This is a genomic window from Treponema sp. UBA753 (genome assembly GCF_002297325.1).
Lineage (GTDB): Bacteria > Spirochaetota > Spirochaetia > Treponematales > Treponemataceae > Treponema_D.
This window is the reverse complement of record NZ_DBKJ01000137.1, coordinates 24,790-42,233: the sequence shown is the minus strand read 5'-3', so window position 1 is coordinate 42,233 and position 17,444 is coordinate 24,790. Positions and strand designations below refer to the sequence as shown.

Sequence of the window (17,444 nt, the reverse complement as noted above, 5' to 3'; positions counted from 1 at the left end):
AATAGTCCGACTTCTTCTGTTGTTGCCGGCACAACATCGGAATGCAAGAGCGCGCAGACACTTTCGTACAGCGGCACTCTGATTGATATGCTTAACGCTTATGTTTCTGCAAGCTCTGATTTCGGGCTCAAGAAATGGAAGTCAGGAGCAGACGGCTCGCTTGCATTGGATTTTTAGTTTTTAGATTACCGTGTCAGGCACGGTAATGACAGTAAGTCGTTTTGTCATCTTAGGGTACATTAATGACAGGACGCACGTGATACTCCGGTCAAGCCGGAGTATGACATAAAATCATTATTGCCGAATTAAAATAAACTTGTCATATTTAGGCAAAGAATGCCATCTTCTAGCTTGACCCGAAGATTTTTTTGTGGTTGTTGATTCCTCTTTCTTTTCTATATAAACTGTCTGCATGATAAAAGAAGTTTCCATTGCGATTCAGCCAGAAAAAGAAAAAGACGAAAAATTCATACAAAAAGAAATCCGCCTTGCATTAAAAAAACAAGGAATCAGTTTTGAAGAAAAAGATATTTCAACTGTATTTGTAAAAAAATCGATTGACGCGCGCCATAGAAATATTAAATTTTTTTTGCGCTACAAAGTTTACATCGGAGAAAATCCTGCTGATGAATTTGCTTTGCCTGACTGGAAAACTGCGGACGGAAAAAAATCTGTCGCCATAATAGGTTCTGGACCTGCAGGACTTTTTGGCGCACTGAAACTTTTGGAGCATGGAATCAAGCCGGTTGTTATTGAGCGTGGCAGCGAAACTTCAAAACGAAAACGCGACATCGCCATGATAAGCACAACTGGAATTGTGGATGAAAATTCGAACTATTGTTTTGGCGAAGGCGGAGCTGGAACTTTTAGCGATGGAAAACTTTACACACGCAGCAATAAGCGCGGAAATATAAATGGCATTTTAAAAATTTTTGAGCATTTCGGGGCGGACAAAAAAATTCTTACAGACGCTCATCCGCACATCGGCACAGACAAGCTTCCGGCAATTGTAAACAACATTCGGAATTTTATTTTGCAAAAGGGCGGAGAATTTCTTTTTGATACTGAATGTGTTGATTTCATTTTAGAAAAATCCGGCGATGAAAAAATTGTAAAAGGTGTTGTTGTAAAAAATCAGGGGGAAACAAAAAATATTTTTGCGGATGCAGTTCTTTTGGCAACAGGACATTCAGCATCTGACATTTATGCTTTGCTTGCAAAAATTTCCCCGGAATCTCTTGAAGCAAAAACTTTTGCAATGGGTGTTCGTGTTGAGCATCCAAGAACTTTGATTGATTCAATTCAGTTTCACGGAGAAAAAAAACAGGAGCTTGGAGCTGCGGAATACAGGCTCACTTCACAAATTGACGGTCGCGGTGTTTACAGTTTTTGTATGTGCCCCGGAGGTTTTGTTGTTCCAAGCAGCACTGGCCCTAACGAAATTGTCGTAAACGGAATGTCTGCCGCAGGACGCAATAGCAAGTGGAGCAACTCGGCAATTGTCGTAGAAATTCGTCCAGAAGATATTCCTTTGGAATTTGTTGAAGAAGCAAAATCAATTGGAACTGAAAAAATTGCAGGTCTCCTTTTTAGAAAATTTATTGAACAGAAAACTTTTGAAAATGGAAAAGGTCAAAAAGCTCCGGCTCAGTGTCTTGTGGATTTTTTGAAACACAAGGCAAGTGAAACTCTTCCGCCTGCAAGTTATGCTCCAGGTGTTGTTGCAAGTCGTTTGGATAAATGGCTTCCTGCTCAGATTTCAAATCGCCTTGAAAAAGCTTTTGTAGAATTCAACAAGCTGATGAAAGGCTTTGTCTGCAATGATGCGCTTTTGATTGCTTCGGAAACACGCACAAGTACTCCTATAAGAATTCTGCGCAGCAAGGAAAAGTTTGAGTGCATTGGTTTGCGAAATCTTTTTCCGGCTGGAGAAGGAAGCGGATACTCTGGCGGCATTGTAAGTTCTGCAATGGACGGTGAAAATGCCTGTGAAAGGATTGCATTGCAATGGAGCAAATAGTTTTAGCCGGGGCTTCTTTTGTTTTTGGCTTGGACGAAATACGAGAAGCTTTTTTGAGTATTGGAATTGAAGCCTTTTTTGCGGAAGTTCCCTATATGCTCAAGTATCAAGAAATTCCAGAAAAAGAAAAAATAGAATTTACTGATAAAATTCCAGAAAATAAAATTGTTGTTCCTCTGTCTGAATATTGGATTTCTGAATGTATAAAAAATATTGAGAGTTGTAAAATTTCAAAAAACGCATTGCTGGCTTCACGCTCCAAAAAAAAACTTTATGACTTGTTGAACTATTTTAAAGTTCCAAGAATTTTTGATTCGATTCAGCTGGCAAAAGATTTTGTTAATCAAACTGGAAAAAGTATAATTGTAAAACCCGACGGACTTTTTTCTGGCTACGGAATAAAAATTGCAAGCAAAGAAAATATTGGTGAAGTTGAAAAATTTATTTTTAATGCCCGAAATGTGAATAACCGTGCGTTAAAACTTTTTGAAATTGAAAATAAAAATGCGCTTGTTACAGAATATATTTTGGGAAAAGAATACAGTGCGGACATTTTTTATTTTAAAGGAAATGTTTCTTTAGTCCGACTTTGCAAAAAAGAAATTGTTTTTATTCATGGAACGCCGTGCACTGCGGTTTATCAGCTTTTAAATCCTAGCACAGAAATAAAAGTAGCCCTTGAAAAATGGTGCGATGTTTTATTTGAAAAAGAAAATATTTCGTTTGGACAGTTTGATTTTATTGAAGACCAGGAAGACACTCTTGTTCCGATTGATTTTGCGCCTAGAATTGGCGGTGGAATTGAAGAGCTTTTAAAGTGCTGCAAAAAAAATGTTTATGCTAGCGCAGTGCTGAATGTTTTTGAACAAAATGGAAATAATATTTTTTCTTCGGATGAAAATTGCCTTTCTCAGTTCAATTATCTTCCTACAAAAAGCGGAAAAATTTTCAACGACAGCTATAATCTTCTTTCAGGAAAAAAAAATATTTATAAGCACAAGAAAGACTTTGTTCCTGAATGTCCTTCAAGTTCCGCAAGCAGAATCGCAGTTGTAATTGCGCATCATAAATCACCTGTTGAAAAAGAAATTTTAGATTCACTTTTAATCGGCAGCGAGCATATTGAGTTTTGGAAAAAGTAAGTTAAAAATCAGTTTTTTAAAAATTTTTCTTTCCAGTGCCAGACTGGTTTTGCAAGCGCATTGCTGAAAGGCTGTGTTTTGTTAAAATCTGGAAGCCAGCTTGTGTCGTCGCTTAAATCTTGATAGAACAAATATTCAAAGTTATAAGCTTCAATAATGTCGCGTAGGATTTCATCTTCGTCTTTGCTGATTAAACGATTTTCAAAAGTGCTAAGTGAATTTTCTCTCCAGTTTTTTTCTGCTTCGGTTTTTGAGTTGAATGGAACTGGCGTGTACTGCGACATAAGTGAAATGCAGCTTTTTCCGTCAGCATTTTTTTTCAGCCATTCAAGCGCAAAAATTGTGTCATCAATTTTTCCAGGCAAGGCAAGATGTCTTATTATAACGCCGCCTTTTATTTTTTCTTTCTTTTCAGCGTTTTTTGAAACTTCCTCTATTTCAAGCGGAAAATTTTTTATCATCCAACTGATGCTTTTTTTTGCAACAAGCGGATAATCTTCTGCCATAAAAAGTTTTTTGCTTGCTTCACTGCTGATTGTTTTAAAATCCGGAAGCCATATATCAACGACATCTTTTAAAAGCTCAAGAGCTTCAACTGATTCATAAGCACTGGAATTCCATGCAACTGGAATTTTAAGCCCTGAATTTTTTGCGATTTCTAGGAACTGCGCGATTTTTGAAATGTGATGGCTTCCTGTAACTAAATTTATATTTTCTGCTCCCAGCTCTTGAAGCTTGAGACAAATTTCTGCAAATTCTTTTTCATCTACATTTGCGCCCATTCCTTGCTGGCTTATCTGATAGTTTTGGCAGAATGCGCATTTTAAAGTGCAACCTGTAAAAAATATTGTTCCGCTTCCGCCGAAAACTGTGATTAGCGGTTCTTCTCCAAAATGCAATCCTGCAGAAGCGATTTTCAAATTTTCTGTTTCTCCGCAGAATCCCGTTTTTCCATTACTTCTGTCTGACTTGCATTTTCTTGGGCACTGAACACATTGCTGGTAAAAGTTATTTTCCATTGATTACATTGCCTGCTTGTCTAAAAAAATCATCATCATATTGTTTAAAGTTTCAATTGGAATTTCTTCTGCCTCGCAATTTGTAATTTGGCAAAGTTCTTTCCAGTCGTCATTGCTCAAAGCTTCTGTTGAAGAAACGTCATTGTCTATGAGAGCCTGCATTGCTCCAAGAATTTTTACGTGCTCTTCTGTAGGTTCGTTTTCTAGCTGACTTGAATTTAAAATGTATTTATTCATCCAGTAATCAGAAAAAGCATCTGCTAGCGACTTTAAATTTCTATTTGAGTTTGAAAATAAATTTTGAATTTGAATGCAGACTTTTTTTCCGTCATAAACAGGATTTTCTGAACGGTAATGTTTTTTGATTTTTTGAACATCTGAAAAAAATTTTTGAATGTTATCCATGAAGTAAATATACATTTAATTTGTAAAAAATAAAATAGCAGTTTTTCATTGCGTTTGTTTTGTGCTATAATATTTTTTATGGAAAATAATAAATTTAATTTTTGTCCTGATTGCAGCTCAAAAAAAATCCAAACGCTTTTGAATGGAAGGCAATGGTGTTGTCCTGACTGCGGACTTGAACTTTTTAATAATGTCGCTTCTGCTGTGGGCGTAATTCTTGAAAATGAAAAACATGAAATTCTTTTTGAACGCCGGGCAAAAGAACCTAGAAAAAATTTCCTTGCATTTCCCGGAGGATTTTGTGAACCTGATGAAGAACCTGAAAAAAGTGCAATGCGTGAGTGTTCAGAAGAAATTGGAGTTGTGCCTGAAAATATAAAATTTGTTGGAGCTTTTCCAAATACTTATGTTTACAAAAAAATAATTTATAAAACCTGCGATATGTTTTATTCAGCGTCTTTGCCTTCTAATTTTGAATTTAAAACTCAGCAAAGCGAAGTTGTTTCACTTGAATGGATAAAAGCTGAATCTTTGGCGGATATAGAAAAAATTCCTTTGGCATTTGAGTCTGCAAAAAAAGCTCTTTTAAAATATCTGGAGATAAAAAATGCGCGCTAGTTTTTTTGTTTGTATTGCAGGAATTGCAGTTTATCTTTGCGTTTTGCTTTTTTACTTCATGAAAATTTCAGCGAAAAAAAATGCCATGAAAAAGGAAGGCAAGAAAATTCAAAAAGCCAGTGCATCGTTTGTAAGCAGTTTGCTTCTCTGCGCACTTGTTGAACTTCTTCCTATTTTGATTCCGCTGAAAATTTATGTGATTGCAATTGTATGTTTGTGCGGCATTTTGGGCTCTTATCTTGTTCTAAAGGAACGTCTTGAAAAATTGTAAATTCCACTAGACAAGAATCTTTTTTCTTGCTATAGTATTTTCACGTTATGGCGTCATACCCAAGTGGTAAGGGACTGGTCTGCAAAACCACTATGCATCGGTTCGATTCCGATTGACGCCTTTCGCAATTGAAGATGTCTTTTTTAAGGCATCTTTTTTTTGCGCTTACGGATTTTACAAGCAAAGCTGGAATCCGATTTTATATATTGCTGCCTTCGGGCGGCATTTTTTTTATAAAATTGCATTTTTTGTCTGTTTAAGCTAAAATATTTTCTCAATGAAATTAAAAGTTGTAGCATTTTTTTTCTGTTCAGTAATTTTTACAGTTGCTTTTGCTGATTCTGCAAAGATAGATTTTTGGAGTGATATTCCGCCAGAACCACTTTCTCAGAAGCTTGTTGACTCTATGAGCGATGAAGAACTTCTTGCGCAGATTCTTATGTTCGGTTGGGCTGGAGCCGAGCCGAGTGATTTGCTGAATTCTTGGGTAACTCAGCGCGGACTTGGAAGTGTAAAAGTTTTTGGGTGGAATACTGACAATATTCAAAAAGTCGCAAAGTCAGTGCGGATTCTTCAGCAGGAGGCAGCAAGCAGGCCTTTAAAGATTCCGCTTTTTGTTGCTACAGATCAGGAAGGCGGTTGGATTCGCCATGTAAAAGGTGAAACTTCTGATACCCCGGGGAACCTTGCAATTGGAGCTTCTGGGTATCCGCTTGATGCTTATTATTCTGGCTTTTATATAAACCGTGAAATCCGTGCGCTTGGAATTAACATGAATTTTGCTCCTACTGTGGATTTGTATACGAATTTGAATTCAAGTGTGATTGGTCCGCGGTCATTTGGTTCTGACCCTGTTGATTCTGGAATTTTAGGTGAGGCTTTTGCAGCAGGTTCAATGGACGCTGGTGTTATTCCGACTGCAAAACATTTTCCAGGACATGGCGACACGAGTCTTGACAGCCACGGAAGGCTTCCGCAGATTGAAATTGATGCGCGGACTTTGGTGAACCGTGAGCTTGTTCCTTTTGAATATTTGATAAAGGCAAAAATTCCTGCAATTATGAGCGGGCATCTTTCATTTCCTCAGATTGAAAGCGACGGAACTCCTGCAAGCCTTTCTAAAAAATTTCTGACTGATATTTTGCGCCGCCAGATGAATTACGATGGTCTTATAATTACTGATGACATGATGATGAACGGAGCGACTTTGTTTGCAGGCTCTTTTCATCGTGCTGTAATGATGGCAATTGAAGCAGGAAACGATATTATAATTTCTTCTACGACTGCCGGGCTTTATGACAATATGTGGACTAGAAATCTTGAGCGGATGAAAACAAATTCGAAATTTAAAGAACGTGTAAAGGATGCTGCCCGGCGTGTTGTTTTTGCCAAACTAAATTATTTTAAAAGTGAAAATCATGCGCCGCTTTATCCTGATGAGAATTCAATTTTTGAGCACATTCCAGATAAAGACGGTCAAAAATTTTTTCTTGAGCAAGCCTGCCGTTCAGTGAGCGTTTACAAACAAGGTTCAGCTTTGCCGTTGAAGCCTGCAGAAGGTGAGCGCGTTTTAATAGCAGGTCCTTTTCTTTCGCTTTATAGTGAAGGTCGAAAACGTTATCCAAATGTTTCGACTTTTCATTTCAGCTATGAATTAAAAAACGACAATAGCAATTTTGATAATTGGAATGCGGCTTCTTTAGTTTCCGTGGCGGATAGCTATGATACAATTATTATCTGTGTTTACGACAAGCACACGGCGAATATTGCGAAACGTTTGCGCTACATGGACAAGCGGATTGTTATTCTTTCTATTATGTCTCCGGTTTTTGTTCTTGATGATTTTGATTGGGCGGACACAATCCTTTGCGGATACAGCTACTCAAGTTATTCGTTTGCGGCTTTGTTCGGAGCTTTGAGCGGAGAATTTGTTCCGCAGGGAATTATTCCTTTAAAGCGTTAAAAAATCCGTCTAACGATAAAAAATCTTCAGGCGGATTTTAAATGCTATTCTATGAATTTTAGAATTTCATCTTTTGGCTGATAACCAACGCTGGTTTTTACTGCTTTGCCGTTTTTAAAAAGCACAAGCATCGGAATGCTTACAACTCCAAATTGTGTTGCAAGAGCTGGCTCTTCATCGACATTTACTTTTCCAACTTTTAAATTTTCTGATTTTTCCGCCGCGATTTCTTCAATTACGGGAGACAGCATTCTGCAAGGTCCGCACCAAGTAGCCCAAAAGTCAACAAGAACCGGCTTGTTTGAATTTAAAACTTCTTCTTTGAAATTTGATTCTGTGATTTTTACTTCCATAATTTCCTCCAAAATTATTTTGATTTATAATAAAGCATGCAATGGCAAAATCCTTCAAAGTCAGGATCTTTTATCTGGTCTCTGAATTCCTTGCACATACATTTTGTGTCTGGAGTTTTTTCAACTCTGCACGGACAGTAGCCGCCTTTTTGTTTTAAGCCTTCTTTTACAGTTTGCGCAATTTCAGAATTTGGATTTTCAGTTATTTTCATTTTTCCTCCAAATAAATTGAATAAATCATGTTTCTTAAAAAATCTTGTGCAAATTTTTCTGTCATAATAAAAGATACAAAATGTTTTCGCGTAAGACAAGTTGATTCTAAATGCTGCTTGTAAAATGTGTTTCTTCCATTTAAGTTTAAAATTTGGTATACTTGGCACATTTAGAAAATTGAAGATTCGGGCTTTTGAGTTTTTATTTTACGCTGAAAAATTCTGCTTTTAAAAACTTCCCGCTTTTTTAAATAGAGGAACTATGGCTTTTTATGATTCATTCGATGTAGCGGTTTGCGGCGGAGGTCATGCTGGAATTGAAGCTTCCCTTGCTTGCGCTAGAATGGGACTAAAGACGATTTTAATTACACAGTCGATTGACTCAATTGGAAGAATGAGCTGCAATCCTTCAATCGGCGGAATTGCAAAAGGAAATATTGTCCGGGAAATTGATGCTCTTGGAGGAGAGATGGGAAAATTGATTGACCGCTCAATGATTCAATTTAGAATGCTGAACAAAAGCCGCGGTCCTGCAGTTCAGGCTCCTCGTTCACAAGCAGACAAAATTGTTTATTCATCTCTTGCGCGCCATGTTGTGGAATCTACGGAGAATCTTTCAACTTTGATGGACACTGTTGTTGATGTTTTGACTGTAGCTTCGGATGTGCCGTTGCCAAAAGACAGTTCTGGTTCTATGGAAGCAGGCTCGATTCCAGGAGAAAAACGTTCAGGCTCTTCATACACTTTTGCGACACAAGCTTGCCGTAGCGGAATGAGGCAAAAAATTATCGGTGTAGTTACAGAGCGTGGAAGAATTATTCCTTGCCGGGCTGCAGTTCTTACAACGGGAACTTTTTTAGGCGGAAGAATTTTTATCGGTGAATACGATGCTCCCTGCGGACGTTTAGGCGAGACTGGCGCATTTGGCTTGACTGAAAGTTTGAGCCGTCTTGGATTTACAACAGGCCGGCTTAAGACAGGAACTCCTCCGCGGATTTTAAAGCATACAGTTGATTTTTCAAAATTTGAACTTCAGGAAGGAGATAAAGAAATTGTTCCTTTTAGCTTTGATGATGAAAAAATTGAACGTCCGATGGTGCCGTGCCATTTGGTTTATACAAATGAAGAAACTCATAAAATAATCAGGGAAAATATAAACCGCTCGCCATTGTATTCTGGAAAAATCAGCGGAGTTGGTCCTCGCTATTGTCCGAGCATTGAAGACAAAGTTATGCGTTTTGCTGAGCGGAACAGACATCAGCTTTTTGTTGAGCCGGAAGGTCTTGAAACTGATGAGATTTATCTTAACGGATTAAGTTCCAGTTTGCCGGAAGAAGTTCAAGATGCTTTTTTGCGGACTATGCCTGGGTTTGAAAATTGTGTTGTAAGCCGCCCGGGGTATGCTGTTGAGTATGACTATATTGAGCCGACACAGCTTTTTCCTTCTCTTGAAACAAAACGTGTTGCAGGTCTTTTTAATGCCGGGCAAATCAATGGAACTTCAGGCTATGAAGAAGCTGCAGGTCAGGGACTTGTTGCTGGAATAAATGCTGCGCTCTATGCAAGGGAACATAAAAAATTATGCGGACCGATTTGCGCTTCTGATTCATCATTTAGGTCTTCTCCTGCAAGTTCTGAGCCGGGAAGATTTATGCCCAAGCCAGTTTTCAATTCTGATGAACTTAAAAACTTTGCTGAAATTTCCGCGAATGAAACTGAATCTTTATCCAGAAAATTGATGGAAACACAAAAAGAATTTGGCTTTGATTCTTTTGAAAAAATTCCGTCTTACGAGCCGCTTGTCCTTGGTCGTGATGAAGCTTACATTGGCGTGCTTATTGATGACCTTGTTACGCTTGGAACAAAAGAGCCTTATAGAATGTTTACAGCCCGAGCTGAATACAGGCTTAAGCTTAGGCATGACACTGCTGACAGACGATTGCGGAAAAAAGGCTTTGATGCAGGTCTTATTTCAAAGGCTCAGTTTGAACAAATGAATTTGAAATATCAGAAAGTTGATGAAGCACTTGAATTTTTGAGCAAGCATCCAGATGCTGAAAATCCTGGAAACTTTAACTGCCTTGAATGGATTTTGGCGCAGGAAGATTTTAAGTACCGCTATTATATTGAAAAACAGGATTCTAGAGTTGCAAAAATGCATCGCATGGAAAACGCAAGAATTCCTTTGGATTTTGATTATTCAAAAATTGTCGCATTGTCTTCAGAAAGCCGCGCAAAACTTGAAAAAATTCGGCCTCTTACTTTGGGACAGGCTTCAAGAATAAGCGGAATTAGAAACAGCGACATAATGCTTTTGATGGTTTATCTTCGCTAATGAAAAAAATCGACTGGAATAAAATTGCTTTTTTTTCTGCTCTTTGTTTTTTTCTTTCTGCTGTAGAATATGCAGTTCCAAAGCCATTGCCTTTCTTTAAAATTGGATTTGCAAATCTTCCGATTTTGATAAGTCTTCCGGTTTTGAAAAAACAAGAAACATTGATGCTTGTTTTATTAAAAATTTTTTTGCAGGCAATTATAACCGGAACTTTGTTTTCTTATGTTTTTATTTTTTCCTTTGCAGGTTCTGTTGCTTCCGGAATTTCCATGATGCTTGCATATTTTATTTTTAGAAACAAAATTTCTTTTATTGGAATTTCTGTTTGCGGCGGACTTGCAAATAATATTGCGCAGATTTTTTTAGCCGGTATTTTTATGTTTGGCTCGAATGTGAAATTTATTGCTCCTCCAATGCTTTGTGTTTCATTTTGCACTTCGTTAGCTCTTGGAATTTTTACAGGAAGATTTTGCAGAAAATCAGTTTGGTTTAAAGAGCTTGTTATTGGAACTCCAGCAAGAATTGATTCGGCGTTTTCAGAAAGTGAAAAGATGAATTTTTTTAATATTTTTATTTCTGCAATTGGTTTTGCAATTCTGATTTTCAGAAATTCAGTTTTTGAAATTTATTTTGTTGTTCTGTTTTTTGCCATTTTAGTCTTTATAAAAAAAAGAACTTTGAAAATTTTGCCATCTATGTTTTTGATTTTTTTTGTTGTTCTTTTTTCATTGTTTTCTCCGCATGGAAAAATTTTATTTACTTTTGGAAACTTGAATATAACTTTGGGGGCTTTGATTTTAGGACTTGTAAAGGGCGGGCGACTTTGCGGTTTTGTTTTTGTGTCGCAGTTTTTAATTTCAAAAAACATTTTTTTTCCCGGCAGAGTAGGAAAGTTTTTTTCTAATATTATGTCTTGTTTTTCAAAACTGTCAGAGATAAAAATCCGGCTGACAAAAGAAAATTTTATTTATCAAATTGACAGCCGGCTTTGCAAAGTTTGGCGGAATGAAATTTAAATTCTAAAAATTTCTGAGTGCGTTAAAACTTCATTGCCAGTTTCTGTTATTAGAATGTCATTTTCAAGACGAGTTCCGCCAAGATTTTTATCATAAAGTCCAGGCTCAAGTGTTATGATATTTCCAGCTTCGAAAACATCATTTTCGTTTGCTCTCATGCTTACAAATGGCTCTTCGTGAATTTCAAGGCCTGTTCCGTGCCCCAGTCCGTGCGGCATAGTTCTGTTTATTTTTGCAAAAATTTCATCAGCTTTTTTTACTGCGTGTGAAATTTTTTCGTTCGGCATATAAAGTTTTTTGCATTCATCAGCGGCTTCTTGCACGGCTTTTAAAAGCTCTTCTTGTTCTTTCAAAAGCGGGCCTTTTGCAATTGTGATTGTGCAGTCGCTTGCGTAGCCTTCGTAGCAAACTCCATAATCCAAAATTGACAATCCTTGAGTTCCCCAGTTTCCTTGTGTGTATCCCGGGAATGCGTGAATTGCAAAACTTCGATCTGGTCCTGCGGCGAGTGTGTCAAAACTTGTGCGTTCTGCGCCTTTTATTCTTAGCTCCCGTTCTGCAAAAAGCGCGACATCCGTTTCTGTTTTTATTTTTCCTTGACGCAAATTTTCCACAATAATTTTTGTCATTTCATCTGTGATTGCAGCTGCTTTTTTTGTACATTCAATTTCATAGTTGTCTTTTATTGCGCGAAGTGATTTTACAAAGTCGTGTGCAGAATTTTCTTCAGCGTATATTTTAAAACTTTCAAGTTTTTCTGAATACTTTTTAAACTGAATGTATGGAGTTTCTGGAGAAATGCAGAGTTTTGATTTTTTTTCAGAAATGGTTGATGTTAAAATTTCTTTTGCTGCATTTATGTAACTTCTTTTAAATTTTTCAGAAGGAATTATTTCATCTGCAAACGCTTTGTCTTTTGCTAAATTTTCATCCCACGGAATTAAAAAAGATTTTCCATTATCCAAAATAATTAAAGATGCGTCGCTTGGATGTCCGCAAAGATAACGCACGGCAACATCTCTTCTCTGTTCAGAATCTTCAAAGATTGCCGCCTTGATATTGTTTTGCTTTAAATATTCGCTGACCTTTTTTCGTCTGTCTTCATAAATTTGCTTTAAATTGAAATTCATTTTTTTTCCTCTGAAAGTTTATTTTCGCCTTGAAATTTTTTCAAATGCTATTTTTAAAAGTGAATCTTTTGAAATAAAAAGAAGCACAAGTCCTATTGCTCCAAAAATTGCCGCAGTTATAAAAACAGGAATTCCTTGCGAAATGATTCTTGGATTTCCGCTGAAAAAATTTATAAAATAGTTTTTTGTCAGAACAACCGGAATAACTGCAATTACCGAAAATGCCGCAATTTTTATTGCATACAAAACTGCAAGCTTTAAAATATTTCCAACATGAATTGATTTTGTTCTTCTTAAAAAAACAAAAAGCATCAATGTGTTTGCCGCGCTTGCAATTGTGAGTGCCAGAGCAATTCCTTTTCCCTTAAATCTAATAGAAAGAATTGAAGCTAGCGCAATGTTCACGGCGAAATTTATAAGTCCTGCAATTGTGGGACTCTTTGTGTTCTGCTGAGCATAAAATGCTGGAGAAACAATTCTGTTTACGGCAATAAAAAAAAGTCCTGCAATGTGAAAGTTAAAAACTTCAACAGTCATTTTGGTTGATTCAGAATTGAATTTTCCGCCTGCAAAAATTAACGTGATAATGTTTTCGCCCATTGCAAGTGAATAAAAAGTTACAGGAATTGCAATTAACGCCATAATTTTTATTGACTGAATTAAAAGCGTGTTAAAATTTTCCCACAGATTTTTTTTTGCAAATCCGGTCAAGTCTGGAAGAATTACAGTTCCGATTGTTACGGCGCAAATTCCCAAAATCAATTCTTGAAGCCTGAGTGAATATTGAAGACTTGAAACGATTCCTTCCCCTGCGCGCGCTGCTAATGCCGAGGACACAATGTCATTTATCTGGTAGCCTGCCATTCCAATTATTGTTGGACCAATCAGCGCAAAAACTTTTTTGCTTCCTTCATTTGAAAATGCTTTTTTTAAATTTACAAAAGTTATTTTCCAGTTGTTTTTTAAAACGAACGGAAGCTGAAAAAGAGCCTGAATTGTTCCGCCTGAAATTACACCGATTGCCATTGCCCTTGCAGGATTTTCCGTGAAGCGTGAAAGAATGAATGTTGATGAAATTACAATTATATTGAAAAGAATCGGAGTGAATCCTGACGGTGAAAATATTTTAAGTCCGTTTAAAATTCCCTGAAAAAAAGCTGCCACGGAAATTACAAAAAGATACGGAAACATTATCCTTGTCAAAACAACAGCTTCTTCCATTGAATTTTTGTCAGCGTAAAAAATCCGCAGAATGAACGGCGCAAAAATAATTCCTGCGATTACAAAAACTGATGTCAGGAAAACAACCAGCGTAAAAGTTGCGTTTATAAAATCCTGTGTTTTTTGTTTTCCCTCTGAAGTTCCGCATTCTTCAAGATGATTTTTAAAAGTCGGAATAAAAGCAACGGAAATTGAATTTTCAGCAAAAAGCCTGCGGAAAAGATTCGGAATCATAAAGGCTATTCCAAACGCATCTGAAAAAGCTGAAGTTCCTAAAAAACGTGCCTTTGTCATTTCCCTTGCGAGTCCAAGAACTCTTGAAGCCAAAGTAAGCATTGAAAGTGAAATTCCTTTTGCTAAAAGTGAATTTTGCGCATTTTTTTCTTTATTTTTTTGAGAAGTAGACATATAATATATAGAATAATCCGCTTAATAAAATAAAGCAATTACCAAAGGATTATTTTTAAAGGAGAGCAGCGGGAGGAAAATTTTGAAGACTGGAAAACGTCATTTAAAGTTTTTTCAATATGTTGGCGACACTCCGATTGTTCCTACAAAATTGAAAATAATTATTTTCTTTGTGGCAATGCTTTTGCTTTCCACTTTTTCAACAAATCTTGTTGCGATTATGCTTTCACAAAGAAAAACAATTCAGCTTTCAAATATCGTGCTTGTTGACAAACTCACGGAACTTTACAACGTTGCAAACAGCCAGAAGCAAATTGAAGCTTATTCGCAGGATACGGAAACTTCAATTGATTCAATTGCTCAAAGCGCGAAAAACGGATTTGCAAAAGACGAAAAAAACAGCGTTGCACTTGGTGTGAATCCAGACGGTTCTCTTTTATTTTTTGCAACTCCAAACGAAGAGTTAAAATGGAAACGCTTTACAGATAAAGATTGCATCGAGATGATGGAAAATTCTGAAACACATGAAGGCTCTGTTTCTTTTATTTCTCCTGATGGCGATGAATATTTTGGAGTTTACAAATATCATCCGGACTGGCTCACTTATATAATCCGAGCAAACCGCCGTGCTGACACAAACCGCGCGATGTATCAGGTTTTGTGGATTACCGTTGTGCTTGTTCTTATAATGTCTGCATTTTTTATTCTTATGGGAACAAAAATTCTTGACGGGCTTCTTTCAAATATCAATAAGTTTTCAACACAGCTTTACAAAATGCAGCAGGACAAGAAACTTAATCTCATTGATATTTCAGAATCTCCGAACGACGACATTACTTACCTTGCCGCAAACTTTAATTCGCTTTCTTCTACAATAACAAATCTTCTTCAGATTTTCCAAAAGTTTGTTCCTGAGAATGTCGTTCGTAAAGCGCATGAAGAGCAGTTTATCCGCTTGGAAGGAAGCCAGCGAGAACTTACAATTCTTTTCAGCGATATAAAAAGCTTTACTTACCGAACTGAAGTTTTGGGGAATGACATCATCGGACTTTTGAATGTTCATTATGATTCGGTTATCAGAAAAGTCAGCGATAACAATGGAATTATCGGCTCAATTATTGGAGATGCGATTCTTGCAAGCTACGGAATTGAAGAGCATATTGAAACGAACAAATCTTATGATGCAATAAAAACCGCATGGGAAATTACCGCTGTCACTTCGGAACTTAGAAAGAAAATGTCGGACCGCCGTGCTGTCCTTGAAAAAGAACGTCCGCTTACAGAAAGTGAGGAGCGTGTTTATCAGGCTGTAATGCTTGATGTTGGTGTTGGAATTGACGGAGGAAATGTTTTCTACGGAAACATCGGTTCTTCAAAACGAATGGCAAACACTGTAATTGGCGACAATGTAAACTCAGCTTCAAGATTGGAAGGCCTTACAAGAATTTACAAAGTTCCAGTGATTGTAAGTTCGTATATTATGGAAGAAACTCTTCGCGACAATGAAGCTGCTTCGCGCTATAAATTTTATGAAATTGATACAGTCCAAGTTAAAGGAAAAACTGAAGGTGTGAAAATTTATTTCCCGCTTGATAAAGAATGCTCTCTTGAAGAATGGAAGTTTGAAGAACTTGACGAGAAATTTAAAATTTTTGAATACGGACTAAAGGCTTATTATGACGGTGATTGGAAAGCTGCAAGAGCTGAGTTTAAAAAATCAGGCTTGGATGTTGCAAAAGTTTTCCTTGAAAGAATCGGAATGAAATCTTCACCAGAAGACTGGAGTGGAATATGGACAATGACAACAAAATAAATTCAATGGTTCCTGCGGCTGTAAATGTTCACAAGGAAGTTGCGCTTCTTCTTGAAAATGAGCTCAACAGAATTGCAATGGACAACAAGCAGGATTCTTTCAGCATAGAAGATGAATTTTCAAAGACAAAGAAAAACAGCTTTTCGTTTATGTGGCAAAATATGTGGCTTAGGCTTCTTATTTGTTTTGGAGTTGTTTTTGCGATTACAGTTTTTCTTGTGCTTTTTGTTTCAAATTCAAACAGAGAAATAAAAGTTGAAGTGAGCGAATTTAAAAGCTTGAATCTTACTAGCTTGCTGAACAAAGTAAATGACATTGACCAAAAAATCCACGAGATTGAAAATGCAAAAAAAGCGATTGAAGAGCAGCGCAATGCAGAAATCGAGCGAATCGAAGGAATCCGTGCCGCCGCATTGAAATCACTTGCCGCATTGAATATTAAAAATAAAAACCGGCGTCTTCAGCAAGAACAGCAGATTGAGCAGACTTACAAAGCTGATTTGGCTTCCTTGGAAAAATACAACAAGTTCATTGCAAACTACAATGACGAGTTAAAAATGTATACAGAGCAGCGGAATGAATTTGATGCAACAAGAGTTCAGGAAGCGGAAAAGCAAAAGGCGATTATAAACAGTGAACGTTTTTTGCATGAAAAGGAAAAAGAAAAAATTATCAATGACTATGAAGCTCGCCTTGAAGATTCAAGAAATCTTTTGAAGCAGACTCAGGCTGAAGATTTAAAGCGGCAGGAAGAGCTTCTTGCATTTACAATCAATCAGTATGATCCGCCGATTCCAAAAGACAACCCGGATGCAAAGACTCTTGTTCAAGTTGCAAAAGATTTCACTGATGAATACACAGGGCCGGTTTACGAGGATATTGAAATTCCTGTTTCTGAGGATGCGTCTGAAGAATTTAAAGAAGTATTTGAAATTCAAAGAGATTTGTATGATTCAATTGAAAAAATTTCAGAGCTTTTGGAGATGCTTCCATTTAAAGATGAAAATGCGGTTGCTTCTTTTGTGCGCTCGATGAAGCGTTATTCATACACTGCCGGAAATCAAATTTCAGTTGCAAGTGTTTCTGAAGTCAACAGGCTCATTGCGGAAAAAACTTCCGTGGAAAATAATTATGAACGCGTTTCTTCAGATTACAATGAATTTCTTGAAGCGATTTGTTCAGAACCTTTTGGAAAAACTACTGCCAACGGAATTATTGCGAAGCAAGGAGATTTTTCTGGCACAGAAATTTATGTTTCCGAATTTAGCCGTGGCATTTTCACTAATCCTGAATACCGCGATTTTATTTTCCCTTGTTCACTTTGGCGCGGAAAAGACAAAATTGCAATTGGAGAAATTTCTTTGAACGACGACGGAAAATATGTTTTGTCAAATCTTGCTTTTGGCGGCGGACTAAAAATAAGAACTGGCGACAGAATTATTTTTGAAGAGCCGGTAAATCCAAAAGCTAAAAAATAAGCGAAAATAAAATTTTATATTTTTTTGCAGTGCGGCGGCA

General features: G+C 37.0%; 15 protein-coding genes and 1 tRNA gene. 10 read left to right on the top strand and 6 right to left on the bottom strand.

Annotated elements, in window-relative coordinates:
- The first annotated feature begins 412 nt into the window (after positions 1-412).
- Both B4C08_RS10880 and B4C08_RS10875 read left to right on the top strand, forming a co-directional pair.
- Entirely contained in the window at positions 413-2,020 is a 1,608-nt protein-coding gene (locus B4C08_RS10880; protein WP_296665310.1) for an NAD(P)/FAD-dependent oxidoreductase, read from the top strand.
- Positions 2,008-3,162: an ATP-grasp domain-containing protein gene (locus tag B4C08_RS10875; protein ID WP_296665309.1), complete on the top strand. Its 1,155-nt coding sequence runs from the start codon at positions 2,008-2,010 to the stop codon at positions 3,160-3,162. Before B4C08_RS10880 ends, B4C08_RS10875 begins: the two co-directional genes overlap by 13 nt.
- 8 nt (positions 3,163-3,170) lie before the next feature.
- On the opposite strand, the gene B4C08_RS10870 is transcribed toward B4C08_RS10875, so the two are convergent.
- Both B4C08_RS10870 and B4C08_RS10865 read right to left on the bottom strand, forming a co-directional pair.
- Complete coding sequence (locus tag B4C08_RS10870) at positions 3,171-4,181, bottom strand: radical SAM protein (protein WP_296665307.1); 1,011 nt, start codon at positions 4,179-4,181, stop codon at positions 3,171-3,173.
- 3 nt (positions 4,182-4,184) lie between these two features.
- Complete coding sequence (locus tag B4C08_RS10865; RefSeq protein WP_296665305.1) at positions 4,185-4,586, bottom strand: hypothetical protein; 402 nt, start codon at positions 4,584-4,586, stop codon at positions 4,185-4,187.
- Between the two features lie 78 nt (positions 4,587-4,664).
- Here B4C08_RS10865 and B4C08_RS10860 point away from each other — a divergent pair, with 78 nt between their 5' ends.
- The 4 genes from B4C08_RS10860 to B4C08_RS10845 all read left to right on the top strand — a co-directional run bounded on the left by B4C08_RS10860 (position 4,665) and on the right by B4C08_RS10845 (position 7,438).
- Positions 4,665-5,204 carry an NUDIX hydrolase gene (locus B4C08_RS10860; protein WP_296665304.1) on the top strand — a complete coding sequence of 180 codons (540 nt, stop codon included), beginning with the start codon at positions 4,665-4,667 and terminating at the stop codon, positions 5,202-5,204.
- Complete coding sequence (locus tag B4C08_RS10855) at positions 5,194-5,475, top strand: hypothetical protein (protein ID WP_296665302.1); 282 nt, start codon at positions 5,194-5,196, stop codon at positions 5,473-5,475. Before B4C08_RS10860 ends, B4C08_RS10855 begins: the two co-directional genes overlap by 11 nt.
- A 49-nt stretch (positions 5,476-5,524) precedes the next feature.
- Positions 5,525-5,596 (top strand) — tRNA-Cys (locus B4C08_RS10850).
- 156 nt (positions 5,597-5,752) lie between these two features.
- On the top strand, positions 5,753-7,438 hold the full coding sequence (locus tag B4C08_RS10845) for a glycoside hydrolase family 3 protein (RefSeq protein WP_296665300.1): 1,686 nt from the start codon (positions 5,753-5,755) through the stop codon (positions 7,436-7,438).
- A 44-nt stretch (positions 7,439-7,482) separates the two neighbouring features.
- Here B4C08_RS10845 and trxA read toward each other — a convergent pair whose 3' ends face one another.
- Together trxA and B4C08_RS10835 are read right to left on the bottom strand one after the other, a co-directional pair.
- Positions 7,483-7,791, bottom strand: a complete 309-nt coding sequence (trxA, locus tag B4C08_RS10840; RefSeq protein ID WP_296665298.1) for a thioredoxin — start codon at positions 7,789-7,791, stop codon at positions 7,483-7,485.
- A gap of 14 nt (positions 7,792-7,805) precedes the next feature.
- Positions 7,806-8,003 carry a ferredoxin thioredoxin reductase catalytic beta chain gene (locus B4C08_RS10835; protein WP_288984750.1) on the bottom strand — a complete coding sequence of 66 codons (198 nt, stop codon included), beginning with the start codon at positions 8,001-8,003 and terminating at the stop codon, positions 7,806-7,808.
- 262 nt (positions 8,004-8,265) lie between these two features.
- Here B4C08_RS10835 and B4C08_RS10830 point away from each other — a divergent pair, with 262 nt between their 5' ends.
- Positions 8,266-10,338 carry a tRNA uridine-5-carboxymethylaminomethyl modification enzyme MnmG/GidA gene (locus tag B4C08_RS10830; protein WP_296665296.1) on the top strand — a complete coding sequence of 691 codons (2,073 nt, stop codon included), beginning with the start codon at positions 8,266-8,268 and terminating at the stop codon, positions 10,336-10,338.
- Entirely contained in the window at positions 10,338-11,354 is a 1,017-nt protein-coding gene (locus tag B4C08_RS10825) for a Gx transporter family protein (protein WP_296665294.1), read from the top strand. Before B4C08_RS10830 ends, B4C08_RS10825 begins: the two co-directional genes overlap by 1 nt.
- Here B4C08_RS10825 and B4C08_RS10820 read toward each other — a convergent pair.
- Positions 11,351-12,484: a M24 family metallopeptidase gene (locus B4C08_RS10820; RefSeq protein WP_296665291.1), complete on the bottom strand. Its 1,134-nt coding sequence runs from the start codon at positions 12,482-12,484 to the stop codon at positions 11,351-11,353. The two genes, B4C08_RS10825 and B4C08_RS10820, sit on opposite strands and share 4 nt — an antisense overlap.
- An 18-nt stretch (positions 12,485-12,502) precedes the next feature.
- The gene (gene murJ / locus B4C08_RS10815; RefSeq protein ID WP_296665289.1) at positions 12,503-14,113 is read right to left on the bottom strand and encodes a murein biosynthesis integral membrane protein MurJ; all 1,611 of its coding nucleotides are present in this window, start codon (positions 14,111-14,113) and stop codon (positions 12,503-12,505) included.
- 82 nt (positions 14,114-14,195) lie between these two features.
- Here murJ and B4C08_RS10810 point away from each other — a divergent pair, with 82 nt between their 5' ends.
- Both B4C08_RS10810 and B4C08_RS10805 read left to right on the top strand, forming a co-directional pair.
- Positions 14,196-15,926 (top strand): adenylate/guanylate cyclase domain-containing protein, encoded by a 1,731-nt coding sequence (locus tag B4C08_RS10810; protein WP_296665287.1) that lies wholly within the window; start codon positions 14,196-14,198, stop codon positions 15,924-15,926.
- The gene (locus tag B4C08_RS10805; protein WP_296665285.1) at positions 15,905-17,404 is read left to right on the top strand and encodes a hypothetical protein; all 1,500 of its coding nucleotides are present in this window, start codon (positions 15,905-15,907) and stop codon (positions 17,402-17,404) included. The genes B4C08_RS10810 and B4C08_RS10805 overlap by 22 nt, the downstream gene beginning before the upstream one ends.
- The last annotated feature ends 40 nt before the right edge of the window (positions 17,405-17,444 follow it).

What these genes read in the sequence shown, in the direction of transcription:
- murJ (WP_296665289.1), bottom strand. Translation starts at nt 14,113, where the DNA reads ATGTCTACTTCTCAAAAAAATAAAGAAAAAAATGCGCAAAATTCACTT.
- B4C08_RS10845 (WP_296665300.1), top strand. Translation starts at nt 5,753, where the DNA reads ATGAAATTAAAAGTTGTAGCATTTTTTTTCTGTTCAGTAATTTTTACA.
- B4C08_RS10855 (WP_296665302.1), top strand. Translation starts at nt 5,194, where the DNA reads ATGCGCGCTAGTTTTTTTGTTTGTATTGCAGGAATTGCAGTTTATCTT.
- B4C08_RS10860 (WP_296665304.1), top strand. Translation starts at nt 4,665, where the DNA reads ATGGAAAATAATAAATTTAATTTTTGTCCTGATTGCAGCTCAAAAAAA.
- B4C08_RS10880 (WP_296665310.1), top strand. Translation starts at nt 413, where the DNA reads ATGATAAAAGAAGTTTCCATTGCGATTCAGCCAGAAAAAGAAAAAGAC.
- B4C08_RS10805 (WP_296665285.1), top strand. Translation starts at nt 15,905, where the DNA reads ATGGACAATGACAACAAAATAAATTCAATGGTTCCTGCGGCTGTAAAT.
- B4C08_RS10830 (WP_296665296.1), top strand. Translation starts at nt 8,266, where the DNA reads ATGGCTTTTTATGATTCATTCGATGTAGCGGTTTGCGGCGGAGGTCAT.
- B4C08_RS10870 (WP_296665307.1), bottom strand. Translation starts at nt 4,181, where the DNA reads ATGGAAAATAACTTTTACCAGCAATGTGTTCAGTGCCCAAGAAAATGC.
- B4C08_RS10875 (WP_296665309.1), top strand. Translation starts at nt 2,008, where the DNA reads ATGGAGCAAATAGTTTTAGCCGGGGCTTCTTTTGTTTTTGGCTTGGAC.
- B4C08_RS10865 (WP_296665305.1), bottom strand. Translation starts at nt 4,586, where the DNA reads ATGGATAACATTCAAAAATTTTTTTCAGATGTTCAAAAAATCAAAAAA.
- trxA (WP_296665298.1), bottom strand. Translation starts at nt 7,791, where the DNA reads ATGGAAGTAAAAATCACAGAATCAAATTTCAAAGAAGAAGTTTTAAAT.
- B4C08_RS10820 (WP_296665291.1), bottom strand. Translation starts at nt 12,484, where the DNA reads ATGAATTTCAATTTAAAGCAAATTTATGAAGACAGACGAAAAAAGGTC.
- B4C08_RS10825 (WP_296665294.1), top strand. Translation starts at nt 10,338, where the DNA reads ATGAAAAAAATCGACTGGAATAAAATTGCTTTTTTTTCTGCTCTTTGT.
- B4C08_RS10835 (WP_288984750.1), bottom strand. Translation starts at nt 8,003, where the DNA reads ATGAAAATAACTGAAAATCCAAATTCTGAAATTGCGCAAACTGTAAAA.